This is a genomic window from Silanimonas sp. (assembly GCF_044377035.1).
GTDB lineage: Bacteria > Pseudomonadota > Gammaproteobacteria > Xanthomonadales > Xanthomonadaceae > Silanimonas.
The window spans coordinates 106,436-127,872 of record NZ_JBILJW010000005.1; the positions used below are offsets into that span (position 1 = coordinate 106,436).

The following is a 21,437-nucleotide window of genomic DNA, read 5'->3' on the forward strand; positions in this document are numbered from 1 at the left end:
CCTCATGAGCAAGACCAGCTGGATTGTCGGCATCAATGCCGTCGCCTCCGCCCTCGAGCACGACGTCGCCAATGTGCGCGAAGTGCTGATGGAGAATAGCGGCAAGAACCCACGCCTTTCCGAGATCGAGAAGGAAGCCGTCGATTGCGGCATCCCGGTGCGGAAGGTGAACACGCAGGCGCTGGAAGGCATCGCCGGTGGCACGCGCCACCAGGGTGTGGCCGCGCGCTACGAAGCCGCCAAGCTGCTCGACGAGAAGGACCTCAAGGGCCTGATCGAAGCGGCGGAGGGCAAGGCCCTCGTGCTGGTCCTCGACGGCGTGCAGGACCCGCACAACCTCGGCGCCTGCCTGCGCAGCGCGGCCGCCGCGGGCGTCACCTGCGTGATCATCCCGAAGGACAAGGCCGTGGGCGTCACCGCCACCGTGCGCAAGACCGCGGCCGGCGCGGCCGACCGCATCGCGTTGGTGCAGGTGACCAACCTCGCCCGCGCGCTGCGCGAGCTGAAGGATCTCGGTGTGTGGCTCTACGGCTTCGCCGGCGAAGCCAAGGCCTCGTTCTACTCGCTCGACCTCAAGGGCAATGTGGGTCTCGTGCTCGGGGGCGAGGGCGACGGCCTGCGCCGCCTCACTGGCGAGACCTGCGACCAGCTCGTCCGCATCCCGATGCCCGGCGACATGGAGAGCCTCAATGTCTCCGTCGCGACCGGCGTCGCGCTGTTCGAGGCGGTCCGCCAGCGGGGCGCCGCGTGAGCCTGCAGTGGTTCGACTTCATCGGCATGGCCGGCATCGCCTTCGTGCTGCTGGCCTATGCGCTGCTGCAAGCCAGCAAGCTGCAGGGCAGCTCGATCGGCTACCAGGTCGCGAACCTGTTCGGTTCGATCTTCATCCTCGCCTCGATCTTCGGTTCGCCGGCCCCGATCACCGAGGTGCTCACGCCCTTCCTGATGCAGATCGCGTGGATCGCGATCAGCCTCTACGGGCTGTGGCGTGGCTTGGCAGCGCGTGCGGCGGCGTTCCGCGCGCCTAAAGCCCCGGCGTAAGCGCTCAGCGTTTCGGCTGCTTCGGCGCGGCCGGTTTGGCCGCGGCTTTCTTTGCAGCCTTCGGTTTCGGTGGCGGCAGCGCTTTCGCGGTGTCGCGGAGCAGCGCGGCGAGCGCCTCCGGGTCGTCCAGCCATTCGTCGATGAGGGCATGCGGCTTGGCGCCCGGATACGGCGGCGCCATCGTCGCCGTGGCCAGACGCGCGGCCGTGGCCGGCGTCGGTTTCAGGAACAGCTGGTTGTCGCAGGCCAGTGCCACCACGAGGCCGTCCACGTAGACGGCGTACTCGCCGAACATCTTCTTCAGCGCGACCTCGCTCGCCCCTCGGGCCTGCTCACGGACGTACTCGGCGAAATCGACGTCCGTGCCCATGTCGGCTCAGTCCTGCGCGGCGCGCTGAAGATCGAGGTCGTTGAACTGCTTCCAGCGGTTCATCACCGCGCAGAACAGCTGCGCCGTGCGCTCGGTGTCGTAGACGGCCGAATGTGCCTCGTTGCCGTCCCAGGGCAGCCCTGCGGCCTGAACCGCCTTGGCGAGCACCGTCTGGCCATAGGCCATGCCGGCAAGCGTCACCGTGTCCATGGTGCTGAAGGGATGGAAGGGGCTGCGCTTGTGTCCGACGCGCGCGATCGCCGCGTTGAGGAAACCGAGGTCGAAGTGCGCGTTGTGGCCGACGAGGATCGCCCGCTGGCAGCCGTTTCGCTTGGCCGCCGCGCGAATGGGGGTGAAGATGCGGTCCAGTGCGATCTTCTCGGGTTGCGCGTCGCGGAACGGGTGGTCGAGCTGGATGCCGGTGATTTCCAGCGACTTCGGGTCGATGTCGAGGCCCGGTGCCGGCTCCACGTGCACGCTCACCGTCTCGCCGGGGAATAGGAAGCCCTCGTCGTCCATCTCGATTGGCACCGCGGCGATTTCCAGCAGGGCGTGTCGCGCGGACTCGAAGCCGCCGGTTTCGACGTCGACCACGACGGGCAGGAAGCCGCGGAAGCGCGAGGCCATCGGCGGCGCGCCGGTGGCGGCGGGCGTGCCCTGCGGGCCCTGTTCGTCGAAATCGCTCATGCCCGCAGGATACCAGCCACCGCGCGCCGGTCTCCGTTGGTTCGAATCGGCCACCCCAGTCGTCGTGATGCCAGGATGTCCGCCGAGCTCAATCGACCGCGGCGAGCTGCTGGCGAACCCAGGCCTCGGCCGCCTCGAACCGGTCGAATTCGCGGAAGGGACTGAATCCGCTGAACACGCTGGCGAAGATTGGCATCATCAGGCCGCGGCCCTCGATGTCGGATGCCGCGACGTAGGCGTTCGCGATCGGCGCGAGGCCGGAGCTCCGCCACTCGCCGAGCAATTGGTCGAAGGCGTCCAGTGCATCGGGCGTCGCCAGCATGCTCCGGTGGAACGTGCTGACGTGGGCGAAGGGCCCGCCATCGGCGAGGCGCTGGAGCAGCGGTCGATAGGCGCGGATCACCGCCTCCACGATCTCGCCATCGAAGGGCCCCGTCGACTCGAAGAACAGCACCCGATCCGCGATGTGGGCGGTGATGTGGCCGCGCGACGCGTGCGGGACCACGGCCTACGCCCCCATGGACCGCTCGGGCGGGGCCGCCCGGTTCACGACGCTTCGGCCAGCATTCGGGCGATCCACGCCTCGGCCTCGTCCCGGCGTTCGAAGATCTCGAAACAGGCCCCTTCCCAGGCGCGCCGGTAGTGGGACTGCACGATCGTGACGCCCTCCACCTCGGGCCCGACCACGTAGGCGTTCGCCGTCGGCAGGATGCCCGCCGCCTTCCATTCGACGAGCAGGGCCCCGAACGCGGCGAAGGCCTCCGGCGTTGCCAGCATGCTTTCGTGGAACGTGCTGATATGCCCGAACGCGCCATCCTCGGCCATCGACGCCATGATCGGCGTATAGGCCGTGCGCATCACCGCGACCGCCTCTGCGTTGAACGGACCGGTGGCCTCGAAGTAGACCACCCGGCCGTGGGGATGCACCTCGACCCGCCCGTGGGCGGGAAAAAGGTCTCCGTCGGGGTGAGGCGAAGCCATCGGCTTACTCGCTGGTCTTGTCGGCCTTCTCGCGGTCGCCACTCATCGATTCGCCATGCACCAGGAACCAGGTGTTCTCGGCGATGTTGGTGGCATGGTCGCCGATGCGTTCGATGTTCTTGGCCATGAACAGCAGGTGCGTGCAGGGCGTGATCTGCTTGGGATCCTCCGCCATGTAGGTCAGCAGCTCGCGGAACAGGCTCGTGTAGGCGGCATCGAGTTCGGCGTCGCGGTCGCGCATCGCGGCGGCGCGGTCGGCGTCACGGAGGCGGTAGGCCTCGAGGGCTTCCGCCAGCAGCCCGCTGGCCAGCTCGGCCAGCGCCGGCAGGCCGCGGGCCGGGGCGACGGGGGCGCTCTGGTTCAGCACCATCGAGCGCTTGGCCACGTTGGAGGCGTAGTCGCCGATGCGCTCGATGTCGGCGGCGATGCGCAGGGCGGCGTAGACCTCGCGCAGGTCGCGGGCCATCGGTTGGCGCAGGGCGAGCACGCGCAGTACGTCATTGGAGATGACCTGCTCGAGCTCGTCGATGGCGTCGTCGTTGATGGTGACGCGCTCCGCGGCCTTGCTGTCGCGGCGCTGCAGCACGTCGATGGCCGCTTCGATCTGGCCGAGGGCCATCTCGCCCATGCGGGTGATCTCGCCGTTGATCCGCTGGAGCTCGGCGTCGAAGCTCTTGACGATGTGTTCGGTGCCCATGATTCGCTCCTGGCTCAGCCGAACCGGCCGGTGATGTAGTCCTCGGTCTGCTGCTTCGAGGGCTTGGTGAAGATCTGCTGCGTGACGCCGTGCTCGACCAGCTCGCCCAAGTACATGAAGGCGGTGAAGTCGGAGCAGCGGGCGGCCTGCTGCATGTTGTGGGTGACGATCAGGATCGTGAACTGCTGCTTGAGCTCGGCGATCAGCTGCTCGATCTTGCCAGTGGCGATCGGGTCGAGGGCCGAGGTCGGCTCGTCGAACAGGATCACCTCGGGCTTCAGCGCGACGGCGCGGGCGATGCACAAGCGCTGCTGCTGGCCGCCGGAGAGGCCGAGGGCGCTCTGCTTGAGCTTGTCCTTCACCTCCTCCCACAGGGCGCCCTGGCGCAGGGCCTGCTCGACGCGCTCGTCCATGTCGGACTTGTTGAGCTTCTCGTAGTGGCCGATGCCGTAGGCCACGTTGTCGTAGATCGACATCGGGAACGGCACCGGCTTCTGGAACACCATGCCGATCTTGCTGCGCAGGCGGTTGATCGGGTACTTCGGGTCCAGCAGGTTCTGGCCGTCGAGCAGGATCTCGCCCTCGGCGCGCTGGCCCGGGTAGATCGAATAGATCTTGTTGTAGATGCGCAGCAGGGTGGACTTGCCGCAGCCCGACGGGCCGATCAACGCGGTGACGCGCTTCTCGGGGACGGTGAGGTTGATGTCCTTCAGCGCGCGGTAGTCGCCGTAGAAGAAGTTGAGGTTCTTCGCGACCAGCTTGGCCGGCGAAGCCGTGGCGGGCTCGCCGCCGGCGACGGCGGTCTGCAGGGCGATCGGGGCGTTAGTCATTGGCGATCTTCTTGCGCAGCAGGAGGGTGCGGGCGGTGATGCTGACCAGCAGGACGAAGCAGGTGATGAGGAAGGCGCCGGCCCAGGCCAGCAGCTGCCAGTTCTCGAACGGGCTCATCGCGAACTGGTAGACCGTGACCGGCAGGTTGGCCATCGGCTCGCCCAGGTCGAGGTTCCAGAAACTGTTGTTGAAGGCCGTGAACAGCAGCGGCGCCGTCTCGCCGGAGATGCGGGCGAGGCCCAGCATGACGCCGGTGAGGATGCCGGACAGCGCCGCGCGGTAAAGCACGTGCACCGTGACCTTCCATTGCGGGATGCCGAGCGAGAGCGCGGCTTCGCGCATCTGGGCCGGGACGAGGCGCAGCATCTCGTCGGTGGTGCGAACGACCACCGGCAACACGATGAAACCGAGCGCCACCGCGCCGGCGATGGCCGAGAAGCCCGACACGCCGATCAGCCAGTCCGCGATGCCCGCCAGCCAGCCCTGTTGCCCGGCCTCGGTGGACTGGATCGCCGTCGCCACCTGGCGCGGCGTGCCGATCAGCACCATGTAGACGAAGAGGCCGAGCACGATCGACGGCGCCGACAGCAGGATGTCGTTGACGAAGCGGATGACACTGCCGATCTTGCGGAAGTTGGCGTACTCCGCGAGGTAGGTGCCCGCCGCGATGCCGACCGGTGCGGCCATCAGCACCGCGAGCGTGCACATGACGATGCTGCCGACGATGGCGTTGAGCAGGCCGCCCACGCCGACCTCGGCGCCCGGGGGCGGGGTCATCTCGGTGAACATCGCGAGGCTGAGGCCGTCGATGCCCTTCGAGAGCGTGGTGAAGAGGATCCAGACGAGGAAGAACAGGCCGACCATCGCTGCCGTGCCCGAGAGCACGAGGGCGAGCACGTTGACGATGCGGCGGCGCTGGAACAGGCGCTCGGAGACGGCGGCGTCCATCACTTGCCCTCCCGGCGCTTGAGGCCCATCAGCATCAGCTTGGCGATGCTGAGGACGATGAAGGTGACGATGAAGAGCACGAAGCCCAAGGCCAGCAGCGAGCTGCGGTGCAGGTCGGCGAAGGCTTCACCGAACTCATTGGCGATGGTCGCGGCGATCGAGCTGGAGGGCTCGAGCAGGTTGGCGAGGCGGTTGGCGTTGCCGAGCACGAAGGTGACGGCCATCGTCTCGCCCAGTGCGCGGCCGAGGCCGAGGAAGATGCCGCCGATCACCGCCGAGCGGGTGTAGGGCAGCACGATGTCCCAGACCACTTCGAAGGTCGTCGAGCCCAGCGCGTAGGCTGATTCCTTCAGGCGCGTCGGGACGGTCAGGAACACCTCGCGCATCACCGAGGCGATGAACGGGATGATCATGATCGAGAGCACGAGGCCGGCGGTGAGCATGCCGATGCCGATCGGCGGGCCATCAAACCAGGAGCCGATGAGCGGCAGCTGGCTGCCGTACTCGCTCAACGACGGGTAGACGTACTCGGCGAGGAAGGGCACCAGGATGAACAGGCCCCACATGCCGTAGATGATCGACGGGATGCCGGCCAGAAGCTCGATGGCCGTCGCCACGGGGCCGCGCAGCCACGGCGGCGCGACCTCGGTGAGGAACAGGGCGATGCCGAAACTGATCGGAACGGCGATCAGCAGCGCGATACCCGCCGTGATGACGGTACCGACGATCGGGGCGAGGCCGCCGAAGACGAGGTTGCCCGGGTCCCAGTTGTCGGAGCTCAGGAAGCTCCAGCCGAAGGTGCCGAAGGCTTCGCGGCCGCCCCAGGCCATGGTGAGGGCGGCGCCGATCAGGCTGATCAGGACGAAGAAGCCAGCCGCCGCGACGGTCCATCGGAACAGGCGGTCGGCGCGCGCGTCGCCGCGGGCCAGGTGGTCGAGTTGGGACGTGGCGGACGCCATCAGGGTTCGTACCGGAGAGTTCAGATCAGGACGCCCGCGTCAGGCGACGCGGGCGTTGGATCACGCCCGGGCAGGGCGGACGGTGGAGCGGGGATTGTACCCGGCCTTCAGAACGTGAAGTTCTGGGCCCAGTAGCCCTCGACCTGGGTGACCAGGGCGTCGGGCAGCGGCACGTAGCCCAGCTCTTCGGCGCGGGCATCGCCGTTGGCGTAGCCCCACTTGAAGAACTCGAGCGCGGCGCGCGCCTTGGCCGGGTTCGACGGGGACTTGCTGACCAGGATGAAGTTGGTGGCGGCGATCGGCCACGCGTCCGCGCCCGGCGCATTGGTGATGACCAGATGGAAGTCCTGCGCGTTGGCCCAGTCGGCGCTGGCGGCGGCGGCCTGGAAGCTGGCGATGCTCGGGGCGACCCAGGTGCCGGCGGCGTTCTGCAGGCTGACCGTGGTCAGGTTGTTCTGCAGCGCGTAGCTGAGCTCGACATAGCCGATCGCGCCGCTCAGCTGCTTGGTGTAGGCGGCCACGCCCTCGTTGCCCTTGCCGCCCACGCCGGTCGGCCACTTCACCGCCGTCGCGGCCTGGCCCACGCCCTCCGCCCACGCCGGGCTGACCTGGCCGAGGTAGTTGACGAAGTTGAACGTGGTGCCCGAACCGTCCGAACGGTAGACGACCTTGATGTCGGCCTCCGGCAGGGTGACGCCGGGGTTGATCTCGACGATGGCGGGATCGTTCCACTGGGCGATCTTGCCCAGGTAGATGTCGGCCAGCAGGGGGCCGGTCAGCCGCAGCTGGTTGGCCGGCAGGCCTTCGATATTGACGACCGGCACCACGCCGCCAACGACCGACGGGAACTGGCCGAGGTTGGCCGCCGCGAGTTCTTCCGGCTTCAGCGGGGCGTCGGTCGAGCCGAAGTCGACCGTGCCGGCCTTGGCCTGGGCGATGCCGCCGCCCGAGCCGATCGACTGGTAGTTCACCCGGTTGCCCGTGCCGGTGGCGTACTCGCTCGACCACTTCGAGAGCAGCGGGAACACGAAGGAAGCGCCCGCACCGGTGACATCGATCGCCGCCGGCTGCGCCGGGGCCGTCCCGGCCTCGCCGTTCGCCGCGGGGGCGTCGGACGATCCGCCGCAGGCGGCGAGCAGGCTCGCGGCGCCGAGGGCGAGAGTGGTGCGCAGCAGGGTCGAGGTCATGGTGGTGCTCCGTCGTTCGTTTTCGCGGTGGTCATGATGCCGCAGGCGCCGGGGACGCCGGCGCCTGAGGATGGATCGGATTGGTGGGCGATCAGCGCTTCAGCTTGGCCGCCCAGTAGGCCTTGACGCGCTCGACCAGCGGGTCGGGCAGCGGCACGTAGCCGAGCGATTCCGCCGAGGCGTCGCCGTTGGCATACGCCCATTCGAAGTACTTGAGGGTGGCCGCCGCCTTGGCCGGATCGCGCGGCGCCGTCGAGACGAGGATGAAGTTCGTCGCGGCGATCGGCCAGCTGTTCTCGCCCGGGGCGTTGGTGATCACCAGGTTGAAGTCCTGGGCCGATGCCCAGTCGGCGCTGGCGGCGGCGGCACGGAAGCTGGCGATGCTCGGCTGCACCCAGGTGCCGGCGGCGTTCTGCATCGCGGCATAGGTGAGGTTGTTGGTGGTGGCGTAGCTCAGCTCGACGTAGCCGATGGAGCCCTGCAGCTGCTTCACGTAGGCCGAGACGCCCTCGTTGCCGCGGCCGCCGAAGCCGGTCGGCCAGCGAACGGCAGTACCGACACCGACCTTCTGCTTCCACTCGGCGCTGATCTGCGACAGGTAATTGACGAAGTTGAAGGTGGTGCCCGAGCCGTCCGAACGATAGACCACGCGGATGGTCTGGTCGGGCAGCGTCACGCCTGGGTTCAGGGCGGTGATCTTGGCGTCGTTCCACTTGGTGATCTTGCCGAGGTAGATCTCGGCGATGACCGGGCCGGTGAGGCGCAGCTGGCCGGCGGCGACGCCGCGCAGGTTCACCACCGGCACCACGCCGCCGATGACCGACGGGAACTGGGCGAGCTTGTTCTGGGCGAGGTCCGCCGGCGCCAACGGGGCGTCCGTCGAGCCGAAGTCGACCGTGCCGGCCTTGGCCTGGGCGATGCCGCCGCCCGAGCCGATCGACTGGTAGTTCACGCGGCCCTGGCCGGCGGCGGCGTACTCGCTCGACCACTTCGACATGACGGGGAACACGAACGAGGCGCCGGCGCCGGTGATGTTCTGGGCTTGGGCGGCGAACGCCGAGGCGGCGATCAGGCCGGCCGCGGCGATCCGGGAAAACGTCTTCAGGTTCACTGGATTCTCCAAAGGGCCGGCGCCTCGCGGCGGCCGGCCAGCAGTATGTGTCAGCGATGTGACAGTCCGATGACTTGCCGCCGGGTTGGCCCCGGCGGCCCGTGATGGCGGTGTCAGATGGTGATCTGGCCGCGGAGCTCGACGATGTTCGGGTCGTTGTTGATCAGCACGCCCGACTGCACGCGCTCGCTCTCGACCATCACGTAGTTCAGCGACAGGCGGAAGTTCGAACGGATGTACCAGTTGGCACCGACCGTGAAGGCCGACTGGGCGCCGCCGAAGACCGCACCGTCGTTGGCATCGAGGCGGTCGTAGCGGGCGGCCAGCTGCCACAGGCCCTTGACCGGGTCGGTCGGGGTGGCCGTCGTGTAGAGGCCGCCGCGGTAGCCGAACAGGTCGTCGCTCAGGGTGTAAAGGGTCGAAACGTACCAACCGTCGGTGCTGTAGTCCGGCGCGGCGCCGAGGCGATCGGTGTCGGCGCGGAAGTACTCGCCCATCACCTTGAACGGGCCGCGGTAGTACATGCCTTCGAGGCCGAGGATGCGGGTCGAGTCGGCATCCGACAGCGTGGCGGTCACCGTGTTGACGTTGGTGATGTCCGCCTGCGGGCGGGAGCTGAGGCTATAGCGGTTGTTCTCGGCGTCGAACTGGACGGCCGAAATGCCGAAGTGCAGGGCCTCACCGGCCTGGGTGTCCTGGATCGGCGCCCAGGTGAGGCGCGTGCCCCAGCCATCGCCGACGCGCTGGGCGACGTTGATCTCGCGCGTGAACCAGGTGCCGGTGGCCGTGATGGACGGGGTGGCGTACTGGATCTCGGCGCCGACGCGGCGCGAGAGGCCATAGGCGTTGGTGACCATCGCCTTCGAAATGAACTCGTTGTTCTTGGTGCTCGTCAGCTCTTCGAGGCTGTTGGGCTGCTTGAACTGGCCGAGGCGGTACGACCAGTCAGCGTTGATGCGGCCCTTCCAGCTGACGTCCAGCCAGCGGCCGTTGCGGCCGGTACCGCGGCTGCCGACGGTGTCGTAGCCGATCTGCCACTCGGCCGTCGGCGTCTTGCCGCGCAGGATCATCTCGCCGCGGCGGAACTGACCGTTGTTGGTCAGCGTGTTGGCCGTCAGCTGGCCGGCCGTGAGGGCGAGGCCGTCGGCGCGGCTGATGTTCTGGTCGTACTGGTAGGCGTCGAAGTGCAGCAGGGCGTCGAAATAGATTTCGGTGTCGCCGATCACGTCGATGGGCACCTCGGCCAGGGCCGGGGTGGCGAGGGCGGCGGCGAGGGAAGCGGCGAGCAGGGAGCGGGCGAGGCGCATGGCGGCGGACACCGTTGGGAAGGTGGGCGCAGCCTATGGACGGGAGATGACACCAATATTTCAATTGACACGAAATCGCTACCTGCCGGTCATCCGGGGGACATCCCACCGTCACTGGCGCATGACGCCAGCCCTGAGGCTAGACTCGGCCGGTGGGCGATCGGATCGCTCGGGGAGGGCGCCGATGGCAGGGCAGGCAGGCACGACCACGATCCTCGTCGCGGAAGACGACGGCAGCATCCGGGCGGTGTTGAACGCCACCCTGCGTTCGGCCGGCTATCGGGTGCTGGAGGCCGACAACGGCCCTGATGCCTTCGTCCTGGCCCACGAGCACCTGCCGGACTTGGTCCTGTCGGACGTCTTGATGCCCGGCGGCAATGGGCAGGATCTGCTGGCGGCCCTGCGCGCCGACCCGCGCACCGCGGACCTGCCCTTCGTCTTCCTGACCGGCCTCGACGAGCGCGAATCGATCCGTGCCGGCATGAACCTCGGCGCCGACGATTACCTCACCAAGCCGTTCCGGCCGACCGAACTGCTGTCGCTCGTGCAGGCCCAGCTGCGGCGTTCTGCCAAGCGCACCGAGGCGCGCCGGCAACTCGAGGCCGAGGCGCAGAAGCTCCGCGAGTTCGATTCGATCACCGGCCTGCCGAATCGGAGCCACTTCCTCGGCCGCCTCGCCCGGACGAACGACGGCCAGCCCAGCGCCATCCTCGCCAGCATCGCGCTGGGCCAGCTGCCGGTGCTCCGTCAGTCCTTGGGGCAAGGCCCGGCGGACGAGGTGATGCGCGAGGGGGCCAACCGGCTGCTTGAAAGCGTCCGCGCCCGGCTGGGCACCAGCGCCGTGCTGGCGCGCGCCGGCGAGCACCGATTCGCCCTCGCCCTGTCCGGCGTGGAGGATGAGACCCGTATCGAAGCCCTGCTGCGCGACGTGCTGGCGCCGTTGGCGCAGCCGATGGAGATCAGCGGCCGCCGTCTGTTCTTCGATGCTTCGGTCGGCGTGGCGGTGTATCCGCGCGACGGCGACACCCCCGAGCGCCTGCTCGACAACGCCGAAACCGCCGAACCCGCCACCGCGCCCGGCGGCACGGTGGCCTTCTATTCCGCCGAGAACAGCGCCGCCCGCGGCCGCAGCGTGCGCCTGCTGCAGGATCTGCGCTTGGCCATGGAGCGCGGCGAACTCAGCCTCGCGTTCCAGCCGCAGATCGCGCTGGCCGGCGAGCGCCTGGTCGGTTTCGAGGCCCTGCTGCGCTGGTACCACGCCGAACTGGGCCAGGTCGCGCCTTCCGAGTTCATTCCGCTGGCCGAGGAGTCCGGCCTGATCCTTCCCATCGGCAGCTGGGCGCTGCGCGAGGCGGTGCGCCAACTCAAGGGCTGGCGCGAGGAGGGGCTGGAGGTCGAGCGCGTCGCCGTGAATCTCTCGCCGCGGCAGTTCGAAGATCCGGGTCTGGTCGACGGCGTGCGCGCCGTGCTGGCGCAGGCCGGCCTGCCCCACGGTTCGCTCGAACTCGAGATCACCGAGAGCGCCGCGTTGCACGACCCGGAGCGCGCCATCGCGCTGATGTCGACCCTGAGCGAGCTCGGCGTCGCCCTCGCGCTCGACGATTTCGGTACCGGCTACTCCAACTTGTCGCAGCTCAAGCGCCTCCCGATCGACATCTTGAAGATCGACCAGATGTTCGTCCGGCAGATCGTCCGCGACGCCGGCGACGCGGCCATCGTCCGTGCAGTCATCGCGCTGGCGCACGGCTTCGGCCTGAAGGTGGTGGCCGAGGGCGTCGAGGCCCAGGCGCAGGTGATCAAGCTGGCTCAGCTCGACTGCGACATCTGCCAGGGCTACCACTACGGCGCGCCGATGGCCGCCAATGCCGTGGCCGGCTGGATGATGGAGCGCGGTTACGCCTAGGTCGTGGCGTCGGTCTTGTCCTTGAAGCGGCAGAGATCGCGCACCGGGCAGGCGCCGCACAGCGGCTTGCGCGCCTTGCAGACATAGCGGCCGTGCAGGATCAGCCAGTGGTGGGCGTCCTGCTTGAACTCGGCGGTCACGACCTTCAGCAGCTTCTGCTCGACCGCATCCACCGTCTTTCCGGGGGCCAGGCCGGTCCGGTTCGAGACCCGGAAGATGTGGGTGTCGACGGCGATCGTCGGCTCGCCGAAGGCCGTGTTCAGCACGACATTCGCGGTCTTTCGCCCGACGCCGGGCAGGGCTTCGAGCGATTCACGGTCGCGCGGCACCTCGCCGCCGTGCCGTTCGACGAGGATGCGGCACGTCGCGATCAGGTTCGCGGCCTTCGCGTTGTAGAGGCCGATGGTGTTGATGTAGCCCTTCAGGCCGGCCTCGCCGAGCGCGAGCAGGCCCGCCGGCGTGTTGGCCACCGGGAACAGCTTGCGTGTGGCCTTGTTGACCCCGACGTCGGTGGCCTGCGCCGAGAGCAATACGGCGGCCAACAATTCGAAGGGCGAGGTGTATTCGAGCTCGGTCGTCGGGTGCGGGTTGAGCTCGCGCAGGCGGCGGAAGAACTCGATGCGGTCGGCGGGTTTCATCGGGCGCTCCAGCGCTGCCGCGCAGCGATCAGCAGGGCGAGCAGGAAAAAGGCGCCGACGGGCAGCGTGGCGAGCAGGAAGCCGCGGTAGCCGGGCAGCAGCGTCCACTCGAGCTGGGGCAGGCCGAGCAGGGCTCCGGCACCGGCGAACAGCGTGCCGCGGCCGATGGCCTCGCGCAGGCCGCCGAGCAGCAGAAGCACCAGCAGGAAACCCGCGCCCACCGCGAAGCCGTCCAGCGCCGCGCGCAGCGGATCGTTGCGCGACGCGAAGGCTTCGGCGCGGCCGAGCAGGGCGCAGTTGGTGACGATCAGCGGGATGAACAGGCCGAGCACGCCGTGCAGCGCCGGCAGCCAGGCGCGCATCGCCAGTTCGATGGCGGTGACGACGCAGGCGATGACGGTGACGAACACCGGGATGCGCACGTCGCGGCCGGTTACGCGGCGCAGCGCGGCGATGCAGGCGTTGGTGGCCGTCAGCGCGAGCACGGTTGCGAGGCCGAGGCCGAGGGCCGACACCAGCGAGTTGCTCACCGCGAGCAACGGGCACAGGCCGAGCAGCTGCACGAGCGCGACGTTGCCGCTCGACAGGCCGTACTCGAGGATCCTGCGCGGTGGAGTAGGGGCAGTCATCGCCGGGAATCCTCCAGCGGCGGCGCATCGCGGAAGGCCAGCGTGGCGCCGGACGGCGTTTCGGCGAGCGCTTCGCCGTGGGTTTCGACGAACTGAAGCGCGCGCCGAACCGCGCCCACCACCGCGCGCGGCGTGATCGTCGCGCCGGCGAGTTGGTCGAAGGCCCCGCCGTCGCGGCGTACGCGCCACGCGTCCGCCGCGGGGTCGCTCAAGGATCGACCGTCGAAGCCGGTGATCCATGGGCCGCGCTCGATCTCGATGGGATCGCCGAGGCCCGGCGTCTCGCGGTGTTCGACCACGCGCACCCCGATCACCCGGCCCCGCGCATCCACGCCGACGAGCAGGCGGATGTCGCCGTTGTAGCCGTCGGGCGCGACGGCTTCGAGGAGCAGGGCCTCGATCACGCCGTCGCGGCGGGCTCGGCGCACGGTCAACGCGTCCTCGCCGCCGAGCCACGCGGGGGCGACCACCTCGATGCGGTCGGCCTGCGGGTCGTTGTCGAAATCCGCCGGCAGCAGCACGGCCAGTGCGCGCAGCGTGGCGGCGCGCTGCTGTTCGGCGATGCGCTCCGCGGTGAGCGCGCGGAGGGCCAGCAGGCCGCCCAGCCCCAGTGCGCCAACGACGGCCAGGGTCAGCGCGCCGCGTCCGAGGTCGCCGAGGCGGGGGCTCATGGCGCGCCCCTTGGCCGCTCGCCGAGCCAGCGCGGCCTCGCCAGACGATCGATCAGCGGCGCGGCGGCATTCATCAGCAGCACGGCGAACGCCACGCCGTCGGGGAAACCGCCCCAGCGGCGGATCGCCAGCGTCAGCAGCGCCACGCCGGCACCGAAAGCCAGCCGACCGCGCGGCGTCGTGCAGCCCGATACCGGGTCGGTGGCGATGAAGAAGGCGGCGAACACCAGCGCGCCGGAAAAGACGTGGCTCAGCGGGCTCGGGTGCGTGTCGGCGTCCCAGAGCCAGAACGGCAAGGTCACCAGCACCGTGGTGCCCAGCACCGCGACCGGCGTCTGCCAGGGGATCACCCGCTTCCACAGAAGGAACAGCCCGCCCAGCGCCCAGAAACCCGCCACCCACTCCCAGCCGCGGCCGCCGAGCGCGCCGAACACCGGGTTGGCGCGGATCTCGGACAGCGCGTAGCCCTGCGTGGCCTGCTGGCGCAGCAGGTCGAGCGGGGTGGCCTGCGCCAGCGTGTCCCATTGCCCGGGCGCGATCCAGCGCGAGTACTCGAGCGGAAAGGCGAGCACGACGACTGCCACGCCGACCATCGCCGGGTTGAACGGGTTGTGGCCGAGGCCGCCATACAGATGCTTCGCCACGACGATCGCCGCGGTGACACCGACGAGGTTCATCCACCAGGGCGCGGTCGGCGGCAAGCACAGCGCGAACAGCACCGCCGTCAGCGGGGCGGAAAGATCGGTGAGCGCCGGCTTCAGCGCCGCGCCGCGCAGGGCCAGCATCGCCGCTTCGAGCCCCATGGCGAACAGTACGGCGAGCGCGATCTGCACCAGCACGCCGGGGCCGAAGAACAGCGTCATCGCCGCGATGCCGGGCAGCAGCGCCAGCAGCACAAGGCCCATGGTCGCCGGCACGCTGCGGGCGAGGTGCAAGGAGGGTGTGCCGGGATCGCGGAACGCGCGCGGACTCACGACGGGCCACCGTCGGATGGCGCGTCCGCCGGGCCGGGCGCCGGTGCGTCGCCGGCCCGCTTCGCGCGGGCTTTCGCCAAGGCCGCCGCCGCGGCGCCGGACACGCGCTTCACGCGCTGCGCCTGATGGTCGGCGGCCTCTTCGGCCTCGCGCTGCAGTCGTTCGATGCGGCGTTCGAAGCGCTCCTTCGCCGCTTCCGCCTGCACGCGCTGGTGCTGGCCGAGCCTTGCCATCTGCCGGGCCGCGACGAAGCCGGTGGTGAGCGGGATCGCGCTCGGGCACACCGCATCGCAGGCCCCGCATTCAATACACGCGCCGAGGCCGAGGGCCAGGGCGCCGCTCAGGTCGCCGCCGTCGGAGGCCTTGAGGCGCCCGTGCAGCAACTGCGGTTGGAGCCGCGAGGGGCAGGCGTTCGCGCAGTCGCCGCAGCGGATGCAGGGCATGGGCGACCGGGGCGCGGAGGCATCCGCCCCGGCATCGGGGGACACTCGCTCGCACCACGCGGTGAGGGCGATGGTGGTCTTGATCACCGCCACGTCGTCATGCGGCAGCGCCACGCCCATCATCGGGCCACCGGCGCGCAGCACCGTTGCATCGTCGCGCCAGCCGCCCACGGCCTCCGCCACGTGCGACGCCGGGGTGCCGAGCAACACTTCGAAGGTGGCGGCATGGGACACCCCATCGCCACCCACGGTCACCAGGCGCGAGACCTGCGGTTCGCCATGCAAGACGGCCCGCCAAGCCGCCGCGGCGGTGGCGACGTTCTGCACGAGCACGCCGAGGTCGCGCGGCAGGCCGCCGTCCGGGACTTCTTCGCCCGTGAGTGTCTGGATGAGCTGGCGTTCACCGCCGGCGGGGTAACGGTCCGGCAGTAGCGCCAGTTCAACCCTCAGCCCCTCGATGTCACCGTCCACGTACGTGGCGATCGCTGCCTGCACCGCCGGCAGTGCCGAGGCCATGCGTTGCTCCATCGCCAGCACGAGGCGCGTCGCGCCGCAGAGGCGCGCCAGCATGCGTCCGCCAGCCACCACCTCGTCGGCGCGCTCACGCAGCAGTGCTTCGTCGCAGGCCACCACGGGCTCGCACTCGGCGCCGTTGAGGATCAGGAGACGGTGCGCGAGGGAGAGCTTCTCGGCGGTGGGAAAGCCCGCGCCCCCGAGGCCCACCAGGCCGGCCTCGGCCAACCGCTCGCGCAGCGCGTCCAGCGGCGTGGCATTCGAATCCAATGTCGGCATCCGGGCGTCGTCCGACGAATCGCTGGCGCCTGAAGATCCGGCCCCGGCGATGCCAGCATCGACCGCGATCACCACGTGCGTCGCGTCCGGCGTGCCCGGCATCGCGACTGGCCCGCGCTCGATGGCGACCACGACGCCGGCCGCCGGTGCGTGCACGTCCGCGCCAAGCGCGTCCGCCGCGCGGCGACCGATCCGCTGGAACCGGCGAACGCGATCGCCGACCACCACGCAGGCCTCGGCCTCTGCTCCGGCGTGTTGGAGCAGGGGCACGCGCAGCTGGGCCGGCACGGGCAGCCGCCTCACGGCGGCCGGGGCCGGTTTCAGCGCGGGGAGGGCCAAGCCGCCGAAAAAGCGATGCAGGCTCATCGATGCCCGCCCATGCGTGCCGGCCCGTGCGTGCTCAGCGGCCGGTGAAGCTGGGCTTGCGCTTGGCGAGGAAGGCGCCGGTGCCTTCCTTCATGTCCTCGGTCGAGAACGCGATCGCGAAGCCCTGCGTCTCGTAATCGAGGCCGACGTCGATCGGCGACTCGCCGCCGATCAGCACGGCGTCGAGGATGCCGCGAAGGGCTTGCGGGGCCGCGTTCGCGAGCTGTTCGGCGATGGCGAAGGTGGCGGCTTCGAGTTCCGCCGCCGGCACCACGCGGTTGACGACGCCGAGCTGCATCGCGCGCTCCGCGCCGATCGGCGCACCGAGCAGGCAGAGCTCGAGCGTCGCGGCGCGGCCGGCGAGGCGCAGCAGGCGCTGCGTGCCGCCGAAGCCGGGGATCAGGCCGAGGTTGATTTCCGGCTGGCCGATCTTGGCCGTGTCGGCGGCGATGCGCAGGTGGCAGGCCATCGCCAGCTCGAGCCCGCCGCCCAGGGCGAAGCCGTTGAGCATCCCGATGACCGGCTTGCCGAGGCGTTCGATGCGGGTCATCAGCGCCTGGCCGTGGCGCGAGAAATCGCGCGACTGCACCGGGCTCAGGCCGTTCATCTCGGCGATGTCCGCTCCGGCGACGAAGGCCTTGGGGCCGGCGCCGGTCAGCACGACGGTACGGACGCTGTCATCGGCCGCCGCGGCGGCGAAGGCCGCGTGCAGATCGGTCAGCGTCGCGTGGTTCAGCGCGTTGAGCTTGTCGGGGCGGTTGACCGTGATGACGCGAACCGCGCCGCGATCTTCGGTTAGAAGGGTGTTAAAGGTCATGCGCGCTCCGCGCGGGCTGTGGATAAGTGTGCTTCCGGGCCCGGAATGTCAGTGGCGATTCAGGCCCCCGGCCGCTATTCTACGTCGCCCTCGAGGCCGCCCCACGGCCTCGATTCTTTTTCCGCTGGAGACTTTGATGATCGTGCGCGTCCTCGCTGTTGCCCTTGCTGCCGCCGTCGCCACCGCCGCGACCGCCCAGGCCCCCGCTCCGCAGGCCGCCCCGGCCCAGCAGGCGCCGCTGCCCCAGCCCGACAAGAACACCCTGAGCTACGCGCTCGGCTACGACGCCGGCCTGTCGATCGTCAACGCCAAGGCGGACGTCGACATGAACCAGGTCATCCGCGGCCTGCAGGACGCCTACAACAAGCGCCAGGCGGCCTACACCGAAGAGCAGATGGGCCGCGCCGTGGCGTGGCTGCAGCAGAAGCTGCAGACCGAAGCCCGCACGCAGTTCGAGACCGCCGCCCGTGAGAACAAGGCGAAGTCGGATGCCTTCCTGGCCGCCAACCGCGCCAAGCAGGGCGTGACCACGCTGCCCTCGGGCATCCAGTACCGCATCATCGACAGCGGCACCGGTGCGCGCCCGACCGCGACCAGCGAAGTGCAGATGCACTTCCGCTACTCGCTGCACACCGGCCAGGAGCTGGCCAACACCTACGCCTCGCCGAACGCGCAGCCGGCCACCTTCAAGATCGAACAGTTCCCGCTCGTCGGCATCCGCGAAGTGCTGCCGCTGATGCCGGTCGGCTCGCGTTGGGAAATCTACCTGCCGGCCGACAAGGCCTTCGGCAACGACCCGCGTTCGCCGGTCGGCCCGGGCCAGGCCCTCGTGTTCGACCTGAAGCTCGTCAGCGTCAAGTAATCCCGACGCTCGCGGCATCGACAGGGCGTCGCTCCGGCGGCGCCCTGTTTGTTTCCGGAACCCTGAATGTCCACGCCAATCCTCACCCCTTGCATCGGCATCTGCAGCCTCGACGCCACCGGCTTCTGTGAAGGCTGCTTCCGCACCGGCGACGAGATCGCGCGCTGGTCGCTGATGGGCGATGCCGAACGCCAGCGCCTGATGGACGAGGTGCTGCCGGAACGCGAGTCGCGGCTCGCCGGCTGAAGCGTTCGATGCTGTCCCGCCACCTGTTCGAACGCGCGCTGCTTGGGCTGCACCCGGCGCCCGTCGCGTCGCCGTGGAACCTCGAACAGTTGGCGGATCTGTTGCCCGCCGAACCCTTGCGCCCGGCCGCGGTGCTCGTCGGCCTGCGCGAACACGGCAGCGGCACCACGGTGCTCCTGACGCGGCGGCAGGACGCGCTGCGGCACCATGCCGGCCAGATCAGCTTCCCCGGTGGGCGCGTCGATCTCGCCGACGCGGGTCCGCTCGCGGCAGCGATCCGCGAAACCGAGGAGGAAGTCGGTCTGCCGGCGCGCAGCATCGAGCCGCTCGGCTGGCTCGACCCGTACGCGACGATCACCGGCTTTCATGTCTATCCGCTGGTGGCGCGCATTGACCACGAGCATCCCTTGCATCCGAACGCCGACGAAGTGGCCGAAGCCTTCGAAGTGCCGCTCGATTTCCTGCTCGACCCGGCCAGCGCCCGCGACGTGGCCATGGAGTGGCGCGGCCGCACGCGCCTGCTGGTGGAGTTCCAGTGGCGCGAACACCGCATCTGGGGCGCCACCGCGGCCATGCTGGTGAACTTGCGCGAGCGTTTGCAGGCCGCTTCACCGCGCTGAATACTCGGGCTCCCGAACACGGAGCGCCGCGATGACCGCATCGAACGAACCGTCGCCGCTGGTCGATATCGAGACGCTGCGTGCGCGCCTTGGTGCCCCGTCCTTGCGCGTCATCGACGCGCGCTTCGACCTCGCCGATGCCGATGCCGGCCGCCGCGCGTTCGCGGCATCGCGGATTCCCGGCGCGGTGTACGCGCATCTCGATGACGATCTCTCCGACCATGCGAAGCCCGCTTCGGAAGGCCGCCATCCGCTGCCCGACGCCGACCGCTTCGCTGCCACGCTCGCCCGCTGGCGCATCACGCCGGCGACGCCGGTGGTCGTCTACGACGGTGGGAGCGGCGCCATGGCGGCGGCGCGTGCGTGGTGGCTGCTGCGCTGGATGGGGCATGCCGACGTGCGCGTGCTGGATGGCGGCTTCGCCGCATGGACGGCAGCCTCAGCCCCGATGGAAACGGCCCCGGCTGATGTCGCTGGCGCAGCAGACGAGCCATGGGCCCGGCTTGCCGAAGGCGACGGCTGGCGTCCCGGCAGCACGCCGACCGTGGATGCCGATGCCGTGGCCGCGCGCGGTGCGTCGGTCGTCCTCGTCGATGCTCGTGCCCGCGAACGCTTCCGCGGCGACGTCGAACCCCTCGACCCGAAAGCGGGGCACATCCCCGGGGCCATCAACCGCCCCTTCGCCGAGAACCTCGCCGCGGGGCGGTTCAAGCCACGGCCGCAGTTGCAGGCGGAGTGGCGAGCGTTGCTGCCGGAGGACACCGCGCCATGGTTGTCCTGCGGCTCCGGCGTCACGGCCTGTCACAACGCGCTGGCGCTCGTGCACGCCGGTTGGCCAATGCCCACGCTGTTCGCGCCCTCCTGGTCAGGCTGGGTGAGCGATCCCGCGCGGCCCGTCGCCACCGGCGACTGAAACGGTCATCCGCGCGCAACGAACGCGTCACCGCGAATCGCCAACCTGTCGGGCTTTCGGCCAGCGGGGCAAGCGATGCGCGGATCGGCAGTTTGGCGCAGTGTGGCGGTGGGCCTGGTGCTCGCCATGGCGTGGGCCGTGCAGGCGCAGGCGCCTGCGGGCGCGGCGCGGGTCTGTCTTTCCGGTTCGAACACGGTCGGCCAGCGCTTGGCCCCGGAGCTGGCGAAGGCGTGGGCGGCCCAGCAGGGCTGGCGCTTCGACGGCCAGGACACCCCCGCCCTCGATGAGTCGCGGCTGCGCTTCACCACGCCGAAGGGCCCGCTCGTCGTCGACGTGCTCGCGCATGGCACCAGCACCGGCTTCGCTGCGCTTCGCGACGGCGACTGCGATCTGTGGATGGCGTCCCGCGCGGTGCGCGAGGAAGAGGTGCAGGGCGCACGGCTGATCGGCCCGCTGTACGAGAAGGGGCTGGAACACGTCATCGCCCTCGATGGTCTGTCCGTGATCGTGCATCCGGGCAACCGGGTGTCGACCCTGACGGTCGAACAGGTCCGCGCGCTCTTCTCCGGGCGCGTGCGCGACTGGTCGCAGGTCGGCGGTGCGCCCGGCCCCGTGGTGCTGCATGCCCGCGACGACCGCTCCGGCACGTTCGACACCTTCAAATCGCTGGTGATGGGCGAGGCGGCGCTCAGCGCGGCCGCTGCGCGCTACGAATCGACGGAGCAACTCGCCGCGGCGGTCGCGGCGGACCCTCAGGCTATCGGCTTCGTCGGCCTCGCCGGCGTGGGGCGCGCGAAGCCGTTGGCCCTGTCGGAGCGCGGCACCGTGCCAATGGCGCCGACGGCGCTGAGCGTTGCCACCGAGGACTACGTGCTTGCGCGCCGTCTGTTCCTCTACAGCGCGGCGCGACCGCGCGCGGAAGTGCAGGCCCTGATCGATTTCGCGCTGGGCCCTTCGGGCCAGCAGGTCGTCGCCGACGTCGGCTTCGTGCCGCAGGACATCCGTGCCCTCGACCAGCGGGCGCCGGAGCATCAGGACTACCGCGCGCTCGTCGCCGGAGCGCGTCGCTTGAGCCTGAATTTCCGTTTCGGCGAGGGTGCGGCCGTGCTCGACAACAAGGCGGTCGAAGACATCGAGCGCTTGGCCCGCTTCATGGCCGCGCCGCGTCAGGGCGGCCACGAATTGCTGCTGATCGGGTTCGCCGATCGTTCCGAAGCGACGCCCTACCTCGCGCTCTCCTTGAGCAACGACCGCGTCGACCTCGTGGCCGCCGAGCTGAGGACGAAGGGGCTTCGCGTGGCGCGCCAGCGCGGGCTGGGGCAGATCGCGCCGGTGGCCAGCAACGACACGCTGGCCGGGCGTTTGCGCAACCGCCGCGTGGAGGTGTGGATCCGCCCGGTCGGCGCCGCCACCGCCGTCGGTGGGCAGCGCTGAGGGCGCGGCG

Annotated in this window: 23 protein-coding genes and 1 pseudogene; 7 read left to right on the forward strand and 17 right to left on the reverse strand. The window is 69.9% G+C overall.

Translation table 11 applies throughout. From position 1 onward, the window contains the following. Positions 1 to 4: 4 nt before the first annotated feature. A complete protein-coding gene (gene rlmB / locus ACIQ6S_RS04105; protein WP_297875750.1) occupies positions 5 to 751 on the forward strand; it encodes a 23S rRNA (guanosine(2251)-2'-O)-methyltransferase RlmB in 747 nt (248 codons plus the stop codon). Beyond that, a complete protein-coding gene (locus tag ACIQ6S_RS04110; protein ID WP_397607255.1) occupies positions 748 to 1,041 on the forward strand; it encodes a hypothetical protein in 294 nt (97 codons plus the stop codon). The genes rlmB and ACIQ6S_RS04110 overlap by 4 nt, the downstream gene beginning before the upstream one ends. 4 nt (positions 1,042 to 1,045) lie before the next feature. Here the strand turns inward: ACIQ6S_RS04110 and ACIQ6S_RS04115 are convergent, their stop codons facing one another. From ACIQ6S_RS04115 to ACIQ6S_RS04165, 11 genes are all read right to left on the reverse strand, one after another. Beyond that, positions 1,046 to 1,411, reverse strand: coding sequence for a TfoX/Sxy family protein (locus tag ACIQ6S_RS04115; protein ID WP_397607256.1), 366 nt, complete (start codon positions 1,409 to 1,411; stop codon positions 1,046 to 1,048). A 6-nt stretch (positions 1,412 to 1,417) separates the two neighbouring features. Further along, positions 1,418 to 2,098: a ribonuclease T gene (gene rnt / locus ACIQ6S_RS04120; RefSeq protein WP_397574197.1), complete on the reverse strand. Its 681-nt coding sequence runs from the start codon at positions 2,096 to 2,098 to the stop codon at positions 1,418 to 1,420. A gap of 88 nt (positions 2,099 to 2,186) precedes the next feature. Continuing rightward, positions 2,187 to 2,603, reverse strand: a complete 417-nt coding sequence (locus ACIQ6S_RS04125) for a hypothetical protein (RefSeq protein ID WP_397607257.1) — start codon at positions 2,601 to 2,603, stop codon at positions 2,187 to 2,189. Positions 2,604 to 2,644: 41 nt separating this feature from the next. Then, the gene (locus ACIQ6S_RS04130; protein ID WP_397607258.1) at positions 2,645 to 3,079 is read right to left on the reverse strand and encodes a hypothetical protein; all 435 of its coding nucleotides are present in this window, start codon (positions 3,077 to 3,079) and stop codon (positions 2,645 to 2,647) included. Between the two features lie 4 nt (positions 3,080 to 3,083). After that, on the reverse strand, positions 3,084 to 3,776 hold the full coding sequence (phoU, locus tag ACIQ6S_RS04135) for a phosphate signaling complex protein PhoU (protein WP_397607259.1): 693 nt from the start codon (positions 3,774 to 3,776) through the stop codon (positions 3,084 to 3,086). A gap of 14 nt (positions 3,777 to 3,790) precedes the next feature. Beyond that, complete coding sequence (gene pstB / locus ACIQ6S_RS04140) at positions 3,791 to 4,606, reverse strand: phosphate ABC transporter ATP-binding protein PstB (protein ID WP_397607260.1); 816 nt, start codon at positions 4,604 to 4,606, stop codon at positions 3,791 to 3,793. Continuing rightward, entirely contained in the window at positions 4,599 to 5,555 is a 957-nt protein-coding gene (pstA, locus tag ACIQ6S_RS04145; RefSeq protein WP_397607261.1) for a phosphate ABC transporter permease PstA, read from the reverse strand. Before pstA ends, pstB begins: the two co-directional genes overlap by 8 nt. Beyond that, positions 5,555 to 6,517: a phosphate ABC transporter permease subunit PstC gene (gene pstC, locus ACIQ6S_RS04150; RefSeq protein WP_397572859.1), complete on the reverse strand. Its 963-nt coding sequence runs from the start codon at positions 6,515 to 6,517 to the stop codon at positions 5,555 to 5,557. The genes pstA and pstC overlap by 1 nt, the downstream gene beginning before the upstream one ends. A gap of 104 nt (positions 6,518 to 6,621) precedes the next feature. Continuing rightward, positions 6,622 to 7,701 carry a phosphate ABC transporter substrate-binding protein PstS gene (gene pstS / locus ACIQ6S_RS04155; RefSeq protein WP_397607262.1) on the reverse strand — a complete coding sequence of 360 codons (1,080 nt, stop codon included), beginning with the start codon at positions 7,699 to 7,701 and terminating at the stop codon, positions 6,622 to 6,624. A gap of 91 nt (positions 7,702 to 7,792) precedes the next feature. Beyond that, positions 7,793 to 8,812, reverse strand: coding sequence for a phosphate ABC transporter substrate-binding protein PstS (gene pstS, locus ACIQ6S_RS04160; protein ID WP_397607263.1), 1,020 nt, complete (start codon positions 8,810 to 8,812; stop codon positions 7,793 to 7,795). Positions 8,813 to 8,925: 113 nt separating this feature from the next. Beyond that, the gene (locus ACIQ6S_RS04165) at positions 8,926 to 10,119 is read right to left on the reverse strand and encodes an OprO/OprP family phosphate-selective porin (RefSeq protein ID WP_397607264.1); all 1,194 of its coding nucleotides are present in this window, start codon (positions 10,117 to 10,119) and stop codon (positions 8,926 to 8,928) included. Positions 10,120 to 10,303: 184 nt separating this feature from the next. Between ACIQ6S_RS04165 and ACIQ6S_RS04170 the strand changes: the two genes are divergently transcribed. Then, positions 10,304 to 12,022 carry a putative bifunctional diguanylate cyclase/phosphodiesterase gene (locus tag ACIQ6S_RS04170; protein ID WP_397607265.1) on the forward strand — a complete coding sequence of 573 codons (1,719 nt, stop codon included), beginning with the start codon at positions 10,304 to 10,306 and terminating at the stop codon, positions 12,020 to 12,022. Here the strand turns inward: ACIQ6S_RS04170 and nth are convergent. The 6 genes from nth to ACIQ6S_RS04200 are packed head-to-tail and all read right to left on the reverse strand — an operon-like array spanning position 12,019 to position 17,352. Next, positions 12,019 to 12,660, reverse strand: coding sequence for an endonuclease III (gene nth / locus ACIQ6S_RS04175; RefSeq protein WP_297875758.1), 642 nt, complete (start codon positions 12,658 to 12,660; stop codon positions 12,019 to 12,021). The genes ACIQ6S_RS04170 and nth overlap by 4 nt on opposite strands. Continuing rightward, complete coding sequence (gene rsxE / locus ACIQ6S_RS04180; protein ID WP_397607266.1) at positions 12,657 to 13,289, reverse strand: electron transport complex subunit RsxE; 633 nt, start codon at positions 13,287 to 13,289, stop codon at positions 12,657 to 12,659. The genes nth and rsxE overlap by 4 nt, the downstream gene beginning before the upstream one ends. Further along, entirely contained in the window at positions 13,286 to 13,960 is a 675-nt protein-coding gene (gene rsxG / locus ACIQ6S_RS04185) for an electron transport complex subunit RsxG (protein WP_397607267.1), read from the reverse strand. Before rsxG ends, rsxE begins: the two co-directional genes overlap by 4 nt. Then, on the reverse strand, positions 13,957 to 14,934 hold the full coding sequence (locus tag ACIQ6S_RS04190) for an RnfABCDGE type electron transport complex subunit D (protein WP_397607268.1): 978 nt from the start codon (positions 14,932 to 14,934) through the stop codon (positions 13,957 to 13,959). The genes rsxG and ACIQ6S_RS04190 overlap by 4 nt, the downstream gene beginning before the upstream one ends. Continuing rightward, on the reverse strand, positions 14,931 to 16,535 hold the full coding sequence (rsxC, locus tag ACIQ6S_RS04195) for an electron transport complex subunit RsxC (RefSeq protein ID WP_397607269.1): 1,605 nt from the start codon (positions 16,533 to 16,535) through the stop codon (positions 14,931 to 14,933). The genes ACIQ6S_RS04190 and rsxC overlap by 4 nt, the downstream gene beginning before the upstream one ends. A gap of 34 nt (positions 16,536 to 16,569) precedes the next feature. After that, positions 16,570 to 17,352: an enoyl-CoA hydratase/isomerase family protein gene (locus ACIQ6S_RS04200; RefSeq protein ID WP_397607270.1), complete on the reverse strand. Its 783-nt coding sequence runs from the start codon at positions 17,350 to 17,352 to the stop codon at positions 16,570 to 16,572. A 136-nt stretch (positions 17,353 to 17,488) separates the two neighbouring features. Here ACIQ6S_RS04200 and ACIQ6S_RS04205 point away from each other — a divergent pair, with 136 nt between their 5' ends. The 4 genes and pseudogenes from ACIQ6S_RS04205 to ACIQ6S_RS04220 all read left to right on the forward strand — a co-directional run bounded on the left by ACIQ6S_RS04205 (position 17,489) and on the right by ACIQ6S_RS04220 (position 21,427). After that, positions 17,489 to 18,214 (forward strand): FKBP-type peptidyl-prolyl cis-trans isomerase N-terminal domain-containing protein, encoded by a 726-nt coding sequence (locus ACIQ6S_RS04205; RefSeq protein ID WP_397607271.1) that lies wholly within the window; start codon positions 17,489 to 17,491, stop codon positions 18,212 to 18,214. Between the two features lie 66 nt (positions 18,215 to 18,280). Beyond that, positions 18,281 to 19,080: pseudogene (locus tag ACIQ6S_RS04210) on the forward strand (DUF1289 domain-containing protein). A 31-nt stretch (positions 19,081 to 19,111) separates the two neighbouring features. Beyond that, a complete protein-coding gene (locus tag ACIQ6S_RS04215) occupies positions 19,112 to 19,993 on the forward strand; it encodes a sulfurtransferase (protein WP_397607272.1) in 882 nt (293 codons plus the stop codon). Positions 19,994 to 20,068: 75 nt separating this feature from the next. After that, positions 20,069 to 21,427: a substrate-binding domain-containing protein gene (locus ACIQ6S_RS04220; protein WP_397607273.1), complete on the forward strand. Its 1,359-nt coding sequence runs from the start codon at positions 20,069 to 20,071 to the stop codon at positions 21,425 to 21,427. Positions 21,428 to 21,437: the final 10 nt, after the last annotated feature.